12 protein-coding genes are annotated in these 13,407 nt (G+C 64.1%); 2 read left to right on the forward strand and 10 right to left on the reverse strand.

What is annotated here, in order from left to right:
• Positions 1–169: 169 nt before the first annotated feature.
• From MTR72_RS08160 to MTR72_RS08180, 5 genes are read right to left on the reverse strand one after another with little or no spacing between them, the layout of a single operon-like run.
• Positions 170–976, reverse strand: a complete 807-nt coding sequence (locus MTR72_RS08160; RefSeq protein WP_280968321.1) for a shikimate dehydrogenase family protein — start codon at positions 974–976, stop codon at positions 170–172.
• A 4-nt stretch (positions 977–980) separates the two neighbouring features.
• Complete coding sequence (locus MTR72_RS08165) at positions 981–1,808, reverse strand: carbohydrate ABC transporter permease (RefSeq protein ID WP_280968322.1); 828 nt, start codon at positions 1,806–1,808, stop codon at positions 981–983.
• Positions 1,805–2,701, reverse strand: a complete 897-nt coding sequence (locus MTR72_RS08170) for a carbohydrate ABC transporter permease (protein ID WP_280968323.1) — start codon at positions 2,699–2,701, stop codon at positions 1,805–1,807. Before MTR72_RS08170 ends, MTR72_RS08165 begins: the two co-directional genes overlap by 4 nt.
• Positions 2,698–4,056: an ABC transporter substrate-binding protein gene (locus MTR72_RS08175; protein WP_341510287.1), complete on the reverse strand. Its 1,359-nt coding sequence runs from the start codon at positions 4,054–4,056 to the stop codon at positions 2,698–2,700. The genes MTR72_RS08170 and MTR72_RS08175 overlap by 4 nt, the downstream gene beginning before the upstream one ends.
• Before the next feature lie 28 nt (positions 4,057–4,084).
• A complete protein-coding gene (locus tag MTR72_RS08180; RefSeq protein ID WP_280968325.1) occupies positions 4,085–4,849 on the reverse strand; it encodes a FadR/GntR family transcriptional regulator in 765 nt (254 codons plus the stop codon).
• Positions 4,850–5,007: 158 nt separating this feature from the next.
• Between MTR72_RS08180 and MTR72_RS08185 the strand changes: the two genes are divergently transcribed.
• A complete protein-coding gene (locus tag MTR72_RS08185) occupies positions 5,008–6,435 on the forward strand; it encodes a sulfatase family protein (RefSeq protein ID WP_341510288.1) in 1,428 nt (475 codons plus the stop codon).
• A gap of 200 nt (positions 6,436–6,635) precedes the next feature.
• On the opposite strand, the gene MTR72_RS08190 is transcribed toward MTR72_RS08185, so the two are convergent.
• The 3 genes from MTR72_RS08190 to MTR72_RS08200 form a co-directional block, all read right to left on the reverse strand.
• Positions 6,636–7,727 carry an enolase C-terminal domain-like protein gene (locus MTR72_RS08190; protein ID WP_280968327.1) on the reverse strand — a complete coding sequence of 364 codons (1,092 nt, stop codon included), beginning with the start codon at positions 7,725–7,727 and terminating at the stop codon, positions 6,636–6,638.
• Between the two features lie 171 nt (positions 7,728–7,898).
• Positions 7,899–9,122, reverse strand: coding sequence for an ABC transporter substrate-binding protein (locus MTR72_RS08195; protein ID WP_280970839.1), 1,224 nt, complete (start codon positions 9,120–9,122; stop codon positions 7,899–7,901).
• Positions 9,123–9,569: 447 nt separating this feature from the next.
• The gene (locus MTR72_RS08200) at positions 9,570–10,499 is read right to left on the reverse strand and encodes an alpha/beta hydrolase (RefSeq protein ID WP_341510289.1); all 930 of its coding nucleotides are present in this window, start codon (positions 10,497–10,499) and stop codon (positions 9,570–9,572) included.
• Between the two features lie 471 nt (positions 10,500–10,970).
• Here MTR72_RS08200 and MTR72_RS08205 point away from each other — a divergent pair, with 471 nt between their 5' ends.
• Positions 10,971–11,117: a hypothetical protein gene (locus MTR72_RS08205; RefSeq protein WP_280968329.1), complete on the forward strand. Its 147-nt coding sequence runs from the start codon at positions 10,971–10,973 to the stop codon at positions 11,115–11,117.
• Here MTR72_RS08205 and MTR72_RS08210 read toward each other — a convergent pair.
• Positions 11,114–12,700: an ATP-binding protein gene (locus MTR72_RS08210; protein WP_341510290.1), complete on the reverse strand. Its 1,587-nt coding sequence runs from the start codon at positions 12,698–12,700 to the stop codon at positions 11,114–11,116. The two genes, MTR72_RS08205 and MTR72_RS08210, sit on opposite strands and share 4 nt — an antisense overlap.
• Positions 12,697–13,401: a response regulator transcription factor gene (locus tag MTR72_RS08215; RefSeq protein WP_280968330.1), complete on the reverse strand. Its 705-nt coding sequence runs from the start codon at positions 13,399–13,401 to the stop codon at positions 12,697–12,699. The genes MTR72_RS08210 and MTR72_RS08215 overlap by 4 nt, the downstream gene beginning before the upstream one ends.
• Positions 13,402–13,407 lie beyond the last annotated feature (6 nt).

Consider the following 13,407-nt stretch of genomic DNA (forward strand, 5'->3'; position numbering starts at 1 on the left):
TGCGATCGAGAGTGTGAGTTGGGCGAACTGTGACGCCACACCTTACTCCGTCATTGCGAGCGCAGCGAAGCAATCCAGACTGCGGCCGCGGAAAGACTCTGGATTGCTTCGCTGCGCTCGCAATGACGATATGGCAGCATTTCGCGCAACTGCTCCAACATCGATCGCGTCAGCGATCACGCAATGAAGTTTCACCCCGCCAGAACGCCGTTTGCAGTGGGAGCTGATGCCGGATCATGGCAACACCGTCGATGACCTTGAGGCCGCGCGCGGCGCTCGCCTCCATGAACTCGGTGCGGCGTGCGGCGATGATGTCGAACACCGCGCAATCGCGCGGTAACCTCATAGGATCCATCGGCAGTGCGTCGGTCGCATGCAGGCCGAGCGAGGTCGCATTCACGCAGAGGCCGGCGTCGTCGAAGCGCTCCTCGAGGTCGATAGCGAGATCGGGAAATTGTCCGCGCAGCCGTGTCGCGAGCGCTTCGACCGGGCCGGGCGCCTCGTTGAGGATGCGCAGCCGTTTCAGGCCGGCCGTCGCAAGCGCGTGGCAGATCGCGCGGCCGGCGCCGCCCGCGCCGATCACGACACAGCGACGGTTTGGATCGAAGATCCCGGCCTGGCGCGCCGCATTCAGAAAGCCGCCGCCGTCGAAGGACTCGCCGACCAGCCTGCCATTCGCCTCGATGCGGATGGTGTTGACCACGCCCTCGAACTTGGCGGCGGGGCCGACCTCGTCGCAGAGCTCGAACGCGGCCGGCTTGTGCGGCATGGTCAGGTTGAAGCCCGCAGTGCTCGGCGACTTCGCCAGCGCCCGGATCGTCTCGGCGAGATCTTTTGGCGTCACATCCATCGGCACCATGTGCCAGTCGAGCCCCTGCTCCCCAAAATAAGGCGTGTAGTAACGCGGTGCGCCGACATGGCCGGCGGGGTGGGCGAAGATGAAGACGACGCGCGAGGCGCCGGTCGGAAGCTTCATGATGTCACCCTTTGACCGCACCGGCCGTGAGACCGGAGACGAGATAGCGGCGCACTGCGAGCGAAAAGATCAGCACCGGCGCCATCACCAGCGAGCCGCCGGCGGCGATCTTGCCCCATTCCCAGCCCTCGTAGTTCATGAAGTTGACGACGGCGACCGGCGCGGTGCGCGCATTGGTGCGGGTCAGGATCAGCGCGAAGAAGAAATCGTTCCAGGCGTAGAGGAAGCAGAGGATCGCGGTCGCGGCGATGCCGGGCGTCACCATCGGCAGCACGATCTTCGTGAACACCGTGCGCGTCCGCGCCCCGTCGACGAGGGCAGCCTCCTCCAGCGAGATCGGCACCGTGTCGAAGAACGGCTGCATCATCCAGATCACCAGCGGCAGGTTGAAGCTGGTGTAGACCAGCACGAGACCTGTGATGGTGTCGAGCAGGCCGATCCACCGATAGAACAGGAAGAATGGGATCGTGAACGCGATCGGCGGCGCCATCCGCGTGACCAGGATCGCAAAGCTGAGGCCATGTTTGCCGCGCCCGGCCCAGCGCGACAGCGCGTAGGCCGCAGGGATCCCGAACAGCAGCGCGAGCGCTGTCGAGAGCGAGGCGCTGAGCAGGCTGTTGACGAAGGAGGCCGAGAACGCGCTGTGCCAGAGCGAGATGTAATTCTCCAGCGTCGGCGTGAAGATCAGCGGCGGCGGGAATTGCAGGATCTGGTCGTTCGACTTGAAGCTCATCTGCAGCAGCCACAGGAAGGGCGAGAGCAGGATGAGCAGCGTGATGGTGATCGCGACCAGCCGCCCCGGCGTCGCATGGCGTCCGGAATGTTCGCTCATGCCATCGCCTCCCGGCGGCGGCCCATCCAGACCAGGCCAAGGCTGATGCCGGCGACCAGCAGCAGCATCACGACCGTCACCGCGCTGGAATAGCCAATCTCGTTGGTGTCGAAGGCGAGCAGATACGCATAGTAATTCGTGACCTCGGTGACCGTGCCGGGACCGCCGCTGGTCAGGAGGAAGATCAGCGGAAACGCCTTCACGCTGTCGATTAGGCGGAACATGCCTGAGATCACCAGGATCGGGGTGATGAAGGGGAGCGTCACGTACCAGAAGATCTGCAGGCGGTTGGCGCCGTCGACGAGGGCGGCCTCCGAATATTCGTCCGGAATGGTCTGGAGCGCCGCCAGCACCATCAGGAAGGTGAAGGGCAGCCACTCCCAGGTGTCAGCGATGATGATCGCGGTCAGCGCGAAGTCGACGCTCGAGGTCAGCGCCGGCATGGTGAAATGCAAGGCCTGCGCGGCGTAGTAGAGCGGGCTGATGTCGGGCGTGTAGATCAGCTTCCAGATCACCGCGACCACGATCGGCGGCAGCACCATCGGAATCAGGAAGAAGGTGCGCGCGAATTCGACGAAGCGCGACTGCACGTTCAAGAGCAGCGCGAGCAGCATGCCTAGCAGCACCTGGAACAGCACGCCCCAGAACGACAGCTTGGCTTGCACGACGAGCGAATTGACGAAACGGGGATCGCCGGGCAACAGGCCATAGTTGCGCAACGGTGCGCTGAAATCGGTGGCCGAGCCCGGCGCCGTCAACTGGAACGGCGTCAGGCTCGTCACGACGAGGTAGATCGCCGGCAGCACGGCGACCGCGAACAGCACGATCAGGCTCGGCGTGAGCGCGAAGGCGATGAACCTGCGGCGCTCTTCGTCAATTCCACCCTGCTTCAAAGCTGGGTCCCGGCTCTGCGAAGTGCTGCGATCGCCTGGTCCTGGGCGGCGTTCATCGCGTCCTTGGCGGGGAGCTGGCCGGTCGCCACCTGCTCGAACGCCTTGTTGAGGACGTCGCCGACGATCGGAAACTCCTTCACGGTGCGATAGGCCATGTAGTTCTCGCCCTTGGCCGGCAATTCCAGCACTTCGAGATAGAGCGCGCCGAGGTCCTGGCCGTTCACCGTATTCAGCTTGCGATAGGCATCGCTGGTGATGATCGAGCGTCGGCAGACCGAGGAATGACCATGCTCCTTGACGAGCCGCATCGAGATGTCGGGGGAGAGCGCCCATTTGATGAATTCCCACGCCGCCTTCTTGTTCTTGGCGTTCTTGGGAATGCCGAGCCCTTGGCTGTTCGACGCCGGATGGTCGTGCACGGGGCCGGCCGGCATCCGCACCACGCGCGAGGTGTCCTTCACCTTGCTCTCCTCGGAGAGCAGGATCGGCGTCACCCAGGCGCTGGAATGGATGAAGATGTTGGAACGGCCGGTGAGCAGCGACTGCCGTGCCTGGTCTTCGGTATAGGTGAGGACGCCCTTCGGCGCGCTCTTCAGCAGCTTCGCGTAGAACTCGATACCCTCGATGGTCTCGGGCTTGTTCAGCGCAGGCATGATGTCGCCGGGCGGATTGCGGAAGATGTTGCCGCCGAAGCCCTGGATGTAGGGCGGCAGGTTCCAGTGGTGGAGCTGGAACGCGACGATGCCGCTCGCGCCGTCGGTGCCGTTGATCTCGGCGCAGACCTGCTGCAGCTCGGCAAAGGTTTTGGGGATCTTCAGCCCCTTCTTCTCCATCAGGTCCATCCGCGACAGCCCCATCACCATCGCGCCGCCTTCCCAGGAATAGCCGTAGGTGCCGCCCTTGGCGTCGCGATAGGGCACCTGCGCGCCCTCGACGAAGTCCTTCGGATTCCACTCGGCCGGCGTCAGGTTGGGATCGCCGGTGAACTCGTCGAGATTGGAAAGCAGCCCCGCCGCGACCCAGCGCGCCGCCAGGATGAAGGTGACGTTGACGAAATCATAGGCCGAGCCGCCTGAGGACAGTTCGAGATTGGCCTGCTGGTTGTAGACCGGAAAGGCGGAGAGCTGGAGATCGACCTTCATGCCGGTCTGCTCTTCGAATTCCGGAATGTATTTCTGCAGCAGCGTGAAGAAGCGATGCTGGAACGAGGCGCCATGCAACGTGACGCCGGCAAACGGCTTGGTCTGCGCGATCAGCGGCGCCGGAAATGCCGCGAGCGCCGCGCCCGCGGCGCTCGCTTTCAGCAATTTGCGGCGGGTGATTGCACGCGCGGGTTGGTCCGCCCTGTTCTTCATGATGTCCTCCCTCAATACGGCTTGGTTTTCAACGCGTCCGCTTGGAGCGGGCGCTATCATCCTCGGCGTCCTTCTTCCGTTGGCGCGACAAGGCCGAGATGATGTTCTGTTCGGTGAGATCCATGAGCTTGTGCATGGCCTGGCGCGCGGCGTCGGGATTGCGCGCCCATATCGCGTCGAGGACCGCGCGGTGATAGGGCAGACTCTTGCGCGGCGCGCCCGGGTTTTGGGTCGACATGTTGAACGACATGCGCAACGCCGCGGCGACGGTAGCGCCGAAGGCGATCAGGAAATCGTTTCCCGTCGCGATGAGAATGCCGCGGTGAAACTGCAGGTCCGGTTCGGCATAGGCGAGGCGGTCCATTCCGGCTGCGTCCATGCCGCGATAGGCGCGTTCGATCCGGGCGAAGTCCTCGTCAGTGCCGCGCACGGCGCAGATCGCGCAGGCCTCGGGCTCGACGATCCTGCGGATCTCCAAAAGCTGCTTGGCGAACTCCCGTGTCGGCAATTCGGACAAGGTCCAATTGAGCAGCTCCTCGTCGAGCATGTTCCAGTCGATGCGCGCCCGCACATGCGTGCCGGCCTTCTGCTTCGAGGCGATCAGGCCCTTCGCCTTGAGCAGCGAGAGCGCTTCGCGAATGGACGCGCGGCTGACGTCGAAGCGAGAGGCAAGCTCGATCTCGCGCGGCAAGGTCGTGCCCTCGCGCCACACGCCGGTCAGAATCAGCCTTGCCACCTCACGGGCGACCAGGGCGCTCGACTGCGGGCTGTCGTTGCTGTCGGGTTTTGCCACGTTGGTTGGGCCCTGCGAGTTCAAATGTCTGATTTATTTCAGATGAATGGGAAAAGTTGGCTCTCGACGCAAGATAATCCGAACAGGCGAGGTTTGACAAGAATTATTATGTCAGACATATCCTCTGCTAACTCAACGCCGCGTAGGACAAAACAACCGTGACAAAGCCCCATATCGTCCTGGTCATGACCGATCAGCAGCGCTTCGACACGATCGCGGCGACGGGCCACCCCTATATGAAGACGCCGAATCTCGACCGCCTGGCGCACGAGGGCGTCTATTTCGACAATTGCTTCATCAATGCGCCGAGTTGCGTTCCCTCGCGCGCGGCGCTGTTTTCCGGCCTCTATCCGCACGCATCCGGCGTGCTGCGCAACGGACAGGCTTGGCAGAAGACCTGGGTCAGCAAGCTGGCGGAGGCCGGCTATCACTGTGTCAATGTCGGCAAGATGCACACCATCCCCTATGACGCCAAGGCAGGCTTCCACGAGCGCTTCGTGGTCGAGAACAAGGATCGCTTTTTCGAGGGACGATGGTTCGCCGATGAGCTCGATAAGGCGTTCGCTGCGCACAAGCTCACAAAGCCGTCGCGCGCCGGCTACCGCAGCCTGCCGGATTACGGCGACAGGATGGGCGCATTCACCTGGCAGATGCCGAAGTCGCTGCACCCGGACATTTTTGTCGCCGAGACCGCAATGTGGTGGTTGCAGACACGCCCCAAGCCCGATGCGCTGTTCATGCAGATCGGCCTGCCCGGACCGCATCCGCCCTATGACCCGTTGCCCGAATATCTGGAGCACTACCTTGGCCGCAACGACCTGCCGGTGCCGCAGCCGACAGAGGCCGAGATCGACGGGCTGCCGGCCTATCTGAAGGAGAAGCGGCGTCACGACACCGAGGTCGACCACGACGCCGTGTCATGGAAGCTTCAGCCGACGCATGAGGAAATGCGGCGTCTGCGCGCCCATTATTATGCGAACGTCACCATGATCGACGAGCAGATCGGCCGCCTGCTTCAAACGCTGGAGGAAAAGGGTTATCTCGACAACTGCGTCCTCATCTTCATGTCGGACCACGGCGACAATCTCGGCGAACACGGCCTCAGCCAGAAATGGTCGATGTACGAACCTGTCACCCGCGTACCGTTGCTGTTCTGGTCGCCGGGGCGGTTCACGGGCGGGCGGCGGATTGCCGGGAAGTGCCAGCTATTCGATCTCGGCCCGACCATCCTGGATCTCGCCGGCGCGCAGCATCCAAAGCCGTGCCAGGCCCGCAGCCTGCTTTCCCCGCTCGAGGGCGAAGACTGGACAGGTCGCGATTTCGTCTTCAGCGAGCAGGCCGGCGACGTCGCCATGACCGGCGCAAGGCTGATCACGATGGTGCGCGACGATAGGTGGAAGGCCGTCTTCATTCACGGCGCAGAGGATGGCCAGCTCTTCGATCTCGAGAATGATCCGCTCGAACAGCGCAATTTGTGGGATGCGCCCGAACACGCCGACGTCATCAGCCGCTTCAAGGATGCCTTCATCGACTGGCGCCAGAACAGCTTGCTGGAGACGATGGATCTGAATGCGGCGGTGCGCTGATTGAGCTGATTCTTCACCTCGCCCCGCTTGCGGGGAGAGGTCGAATTTGCGCGGAGCGCAAATTCGGGTGAGGGGGCTCCGCGAGTCTAACTGCTAGCGTCCCTGCGGAGGCTCCCCCTCACCCCAACCCTCTCCCCGCAAGCGGGGAGAGGGAGCGCATCTTCGCCGCGGATGCAGTGTAATGTCATCCCACTGAGCGATCACGCCACCAAGTACTTCCTCACCGCCGCTTCGTCCCATTCGATGCCGTTGCCGGGTGTCTCGTTCGGCAGTGCGAAGCCGTCCTTGATCGCGAGGCGTGTTGCCAGCACGGCGTCAGCCCAGTCGACATATTCCAGCCAATGCGCGGTCGGCGTCACGCACAGCAGATGCGCGCTCACCTCCGAGAACAGATGCGTCGACATCTCGATGCCGGCGGCATGGGCGAGCGAGGCGGCGCGCAGCCAGCCGGTGACGCCGCCGATACGCTGGACGTCCGGCATGACGAAGTCGCACGCCTCCGCGGCGAGTGCGGCCTGCATGGAAAAGGCGCTGTCGAAATTCTCGCCGATCTGGACCGGCGTGCGGAGCGCGTCCGCTATGCGGGCGCAGCCGGCATAGTCGTCGTGGCGGATCGGCTCCTCGATCCAGGTCAGCCCCTCGTCGTCGAGCATCTCGCCGCGGCGGATCGCTTCAGTGACCGTCAAGGCCTGATTGTAGTCACACATCAGCGTCACGTCGTCGCCGACGGCCTTGCGCACCGCGCGCACCACATTCAGGTCTTCACGCGCATCGGGCCGGCCGACGCGGATCTTGGCGGCGTGAAAACCTTCGGCGAGCAGCTTGTGCGCCTCGTCCACCGCGGCGGCGGCCGGCATGATGCCGAGCCCCTTCGAATTGTAGGCCCGCACCGGCTTTGGCGCGCCGCCGAGCAGGCGTGCCAGCGGCAAGCCGCGTGTACGCGCCAGCGCGTCCCACGCCGCCATGTCGATGCCGGATTGTGCCAGCCGCTGCAGGCCGGCAAGTCCCAGCAACGTGAAGCGCTGGGTCAGCTTGCGCTCGATCTCGAACGGCAACAGGTCGTCGCCGGCGATCATCTCTGACATCTCCGCGACCATCGCGGTCAGCGGCTTCAAGGCCGCCGGCGTGATCGAGAACAGATAGGCATGCCCCCGCGCACCCTGGTCCGTCTCGCAATCGACCAGCACCAGCGGCGCCTTGGCGACCGCACCGGTCGAGGTCTGGAGCGGCAGGTTCATAGGCACGATCACGGGGCGCACAGTGAAGCGCTTGATGCGGATGGTCTCGGTCATGGGGTGTCTCCCGGCGGAGCGAATGCAGGTCGGTGCCGATCTTAAACATTCGCCATGAAACGAAAAGGCGTTTGCCACGGCCACCATAAGATGCGGTTGCGCCGTTGGTGAAATCGGGTGCGTTCGCTGCTCGAAAGCGCGCTGGCCTCGCTCAAGCCTGCCCGAGGCGGCTCATCGCGCCGCGCCTTCCGTGAATGCGGTCTCGATCACCGCGCCGAATGGTTGCCAGGTGCGGCCGTCGAACTGGACAAGCCGCATCTGCTTGATCGGCAGATAGCTGTCGGGCGAGGTATTCATCCTGATGTTGGGCAACGCCACAGAGGGCTGATAGTCCCTGAGCGAAGCCGCGTGACGCATGATGTTCTCGCGCGACAGGTCGTCGCCGCATTGCTTCAGCACCTGCGTCAGCGCCTCGGCCGCAGCGTAGCCATACAGTGCAGCGTTGTTGTTCGTGCTTTCGACGTGATGGTACTTGTCCATGAAGGCGAACCAGTCCTTCATGCCAGGATCGTTTTTCCACGCAGGATCGCTTGGATCCTTCAGAAAGGCCGCCGAGATCACACCGGCCGAATTCTCCAATCCTGCGGGCGCCATCGCATTGGCGATCGAGGCGGAGGCATCGTTCACAATGACGACCGGGTGCCAATTGAGCGACGCCGCCAGCTTGATCGCTTTGGATGCCGTCGATGGCACGCCGAGAAAGACGAAAATGTCGGCGCCCGCGCGCTTGAGGATCGAGACGTGCCCTTCGAGATGCTCATCGGTAATGTCGAAGGCGATGTCGACGAGGACAAGACGGTTCAGATCGCCAAGACCTTCCTCGATGCCCTTGAAGACCATGCGCCCGAACTGGTCGTTCTGCCAGAGCACCACGATCTTGCGATGCGGATAATAGGCCTGAATGTAGTTGGCGTAGATGCGACCCTCGGCCCTGAACGAGGGCTGCCAGCCCATGGTCCAGGGAAACCGGTTGGGCCGGCTCAGCTCCTCGTCACCGGACGCAACGAAAAGCTGCGGAATCTTCCGCTCGTTGAGATACAAGCGCGTGGCGAGATTGCCGGGTGTGCCGAACGCGCCGAACATCAACAGCACGTCGTCCTGCTCGACCAGATTGCGGGTCAGCTCCAGCGCGGTCGATGGATCGGAGTTGTCGTCGCGCGTGATGAAGCGGATCTTGCGGCCGTTGATCCCGCCGCGATCGTTGATCATGTCGAAATAGGCGGCCTCTGCCTTGCCGATCGCGCCGAATTCCGAGAGCGGCCCCGAATACGGCATGACGTTGCCGATGCGGATTTCACTGTCGGTGACGGATTGCTCCGCATGTTGCTGCGACATCGCCCCGAGCGAGGCTAAGGCGACCAACACAACGAACAGCATTCTGCCGGTGACGCGCATGTTCGATACCTTGATGTTGGCCCCTCCCGAGGTCGGCTCACCCTGCACCAAGGCCGCTTGATCTAGGTCAAGCGTTTGTCAATCCTGTGGCTCGACGTGTCGTTTCGAGATCCGTGCCGTCGAGGCGAAACGGCAGGCGTGTTGACGCGCCGCAGTACGTTCGCTGCTCGAAGCGCGGTGACCTCGCTCAAGCCGGCTTAGGGATGCGCGGACTTTTGATTGAGAGAGTGTGCCGTGTGGCACCCCCTCCCTAACCCTCCCCCGCAAGGGGGGAGGGAACGCACCTTCATTTTGACGAATGACTCCATTCTTTGGCGCCATGGCATTGAGGCACAGCGCAGCCTCGCGCTACGCTCTGCTCCCTTCCCCCTTGCGGGGAGGGAGCAGGCGAGGGGGTTAGCCCAGCAAAAGGTGCGATTCAGTCGTCATGCTGCGGGCAACGCGCCGCTATGGCAGCCCTCGCGCCTCGAGCTGTCGCACGAGCAAAAGCGTCGGCCCGGCGAGGCTGTCGCCGGAGCCGTCGAGCCCGAACGCCGCGGCGATGCCGTCGCGGCTGTGTAGGATCGTGGTGCGCGGGCAGTGGCCGGCGGCGCAGAGCGCATGTTTCAGGGATTCGCCTTGCGCGACGAGATGTGCGGGATCGCCTGCCGCCCAGGCCAGCACGATCGGCTCATCAACCGTGAGGATGCCGGGAAAGATCGATCGCTTGTCATATTGGCTGGCATCGGTGCCGAAATAAGCCTTTTCGCTGTCGCTCGCGTCCTTGCCGGCGCGGTAGATCCCGGACACCAGTACGAGGCCGGCGACATCGGCCCGGTCGGCCTGGAGTTCGGGATGCGCCAGCAGGCTCGCGACATGGAAGGCGCCGGCGCCATAGCCGACCGCGACGATCTCGTGGGCATCGCCGTTGAACAGGTCGATGTTCTGGTGCAGCCAGGACAGCGCCGCCGCCACGTCGGTCGCGCCGGTCGGCCAGGTCGCCGCGGGTGCGAGGCGGTAGTTCACGCGCACGCCGATCATGCCGTTGCGCGCGGCAAAGCACATGGCCTGATCCTGGACCTCGCGCGACAGGTCCGGGGCGGCGGTATCGCCGGTGAAGGTATCGCCGGCCACGAACACCAGCACCGGCTGCGGCATATCCGCCTTGGTCTGGCTGGTGGCGACATCGAGCACGTTCTGCTCGCTCTCGCCGTAGCGCAGGCCGCGCGAGAAGGCGACCTGCTCGCACAGCCGGGCCGTGCCGCCGGCGCTGGTGTCGGCATCGGTGAGGCCCACGCGCACAAGATCGGAAGAACCTTGCGGCCGTACCGGCACGGGGCCATGGGCGGAGGCCGTCGTCATGATCAAAAGAAGGAAAAAAGCGAGACAATTCTTCATTGTTGTGGTGCCGCCTCGCGCGGACATCGCATTAAACGGGTTCAGAGATGAGCGTGCCTTGGGGCGATTTAACGGCAGGCGCGGCCGGCCCTGCAAGTCTTGTCCAAGTCTTGTCCAAGTCTTGGTCCAAGGCCAGCGCGCCCTGTGACCCTGTTGTCGGCCATGCCGTGGAAGGCGCACACGCAATCGAGCAGGCCATTGGAGGGCAAGCTTGCAAACCGCGCGATGATATATCGGTGCCGCTGTTTTGCCCGACGTGTCAACGACTTTGCAGCGCGCAATGCCTTGTGCCGGCAACACCCGGCTACTTTGCATGGGGTTGTTTTTCGGTTTTTTTGTGGGGCATGCGAACCGCTCCGCATCGCCCCCCGCGACTGCCGGCCGGCAGCCGGTCCTCGCATTTCCGTGATGGAACCTTATGGCGGCTGATGCGACTTACATAAGACGCGGGAAAAAACGCGCGAGGCTGTCATGGCAGAGCATTGGAAGCACACCGCCGATCCGGCCGAGATCATGCGGGCGACCGGTCACCCTGAACTGGAATATGCGGCGGGTTGGACCATCGCCGGTCTGGTCACGATCGGCACCATCATTGCTGCCTGGGTATTCGCGATCTAGCCCAATGGAAACCAGAGCTCGAAGGCCGCGCCCTCGTCGGTCGGCTTGAGCCTGATCGAGCCGCCATGGCTCGCCATTACCGCCCGCGCGATTGCGAGGCCCATTCCGGTCCCACCCTGGTCGCGGCGGGTGGTGAAGAAAGCGTCAAATATCCTGTCACGATTGGGCACTGAGATCGGCTCGCCGTCATTGCTGACCGTCAGCCGCAGGGTGGCGCGTTCGTCGACCGCCTCGAGCCTGATCGTCCTGGCCTTGTGCCGCATCGCATTGTCGGCGAGGTGCGACAACACGATCAGGGCTTTCTCGCCGGACATGCCGATCGGCCGGTCGAGGCTGCCGCAGGCCGAGATCGAGCCCGCCGGAAACCGGGTCTTGAGGTCGGCAATGACGGGCGCGAGCTCCGTGCGTTCGTTCTGCGGCAGGCTTTCGGCGCGGGCCAGCTCGCGCAGCCGCTGTGCCATCGCTTCCAGCCGCTCGGTATCGGACAGGATGTTCGCCACGAATGTCTTCTGCTCGGCGGGCGTCAACGCATCGGATTTGCCCTGAAGCGAATCCTGCAACAGCTCGGCCGCGCCCTTGATCGAGGTCAGCGGCGATTTCAGCTCGTGAGTGAGGTGCGCCGAGAACGTCGCAATGTAGTCCGAGCGCCGCGCGAGCTGCTCGGCCATGCCGAGGAAGCTGTGCGAAAGCTGGGCGAACTCCCGCGTGCCGTAATGCCTGAGCGGCTGGAACGCCTCGCGGTCGCCGCGGCCGATCCGCGCCGCGCGGTCGATCAACTCGCGCATCGGCAGCGTGATGGTGCGGGAGAACACCAGCCCGATCGCGATCGTGCCGAGGATCACGGCGAGCCCCGCCAGCACGAACTTGCCGCGCGCCTGGTAGAGATGGTCGAAAATGTTGCTCGGCGTCCGCGTGGTGTAGATCACGCCGGCGACGCGGCTGTTGACGATGACGGGCATCGCCGAAAACACGTGCACGCCGAGGCCGCGGCTGAACGAATAGATCGGCGGCGGCGGCTTGTCTGGTACGCGGTTGCGCAGCGTGGCGCGATATTGGCCGTGTAGCGCGTCGGCGACTTCCTCGATATGAGCGAGCGACTGCCCGACCTCCTGGCGGCCGGCGATCACCACCCCTTGCGGATCGAGGATCCTGAATCCTGCCAGCGTCACCTTCTGGGTCTCGCGAATGATCGGCGTCAGTTTGGCGCCGATCTGGACATAGGCCTGCTCCGCGGGCCGGGCCGCGGCCTGAGCATCGGGGCGCCGCCGCAACAGGTCGTTGGCGGTCAGGTCGAGCGCAGGCCGGATCGGCGTGAACTGGTCGCCGGGATCGGGCAGCACGCCGGGCGGCACCTCGGCGCCGAGCGTCAGGTCGTTGCCCAGCCGCGCCTCGACCTCCTGCGCATAGATCGTCGCGAGCACGCGGCTCTGCGCGATCAGCTCGGCCTGGGTCTGGCGGATGAGCTGGTTGTCGTAGAGGCGGAAAAAGAACAGACCGACCAGCGGCAGCACGCCGACTGTGGTCAGCACCGCAAAAATGACGAGGCCGAGCGATGGCCGCCACTTGTCGGGCGCAGTGCTCATGCCTGCTTCTCGCAGCGGCCGAGCTTGAAGCCGACGCCGTGAATGGTCTCGATCACGTTGTCGCAGGCCAGCGCCGCGAGCTTGGCGCGGATGTTGCGGATATGGCTGTCGATGGTGCGGTCGGAGACCTGAATGTTGAGCTGATAGGCCGCCCGCATCAACTGCTCGCGGTTGAATACGGCAGTCGGTCGGGTCAGGAACGCGCGCAGGATGCCGAACTCGATCGCGGTCAGTTTCAGCGCGGTGCCGGCGAAGGATGCGACGTGCTGCTCGGGATCGATCAGGAGACTGCCCTGGATGAGCGCCGCTGGACCTGCCTTGGTCTCGCCGTTGCGCGGGCTGAGGCGGCGCAGGATGACGTTGACCCGCGCCACCAGCTCGCGCGGGCTGAACGGCTTCGTTACGTAATCGTCGCCGCCGATCTCCAGGCCAAGCACGCGGTCGATCTCCTCGTCGCGCGCCGACAGGAACAGGATCGGCACGTCGGAGTGTTTGCGCACTTCGCGGCAGACGTCGAGGCCGTCGAACTCGGGCATGCCGACGTCGAGTACGATCAGGTCGGGTTTGTCGGTGGCAAAGCGGCTGAGCGCCTCCTTGCCGTCGCGCGCCTCGATCACGTCCATGCCGGCCCTTTTGAGTGCAACCCGGATGACCTCGCGGATGTGGCCCTCGTCGTCGACGATGAGAATGCGATGCGCCAAAGATCT

Source organism: Bradyrhizobium sp. ISRA442, assembly GCF_038085055.1.
GTDB lineage: Bacteria > Pseudomonadota > Alphaproteobacteria > Rhizobiales > Xanthobacteraceae > Bradyrhizobium.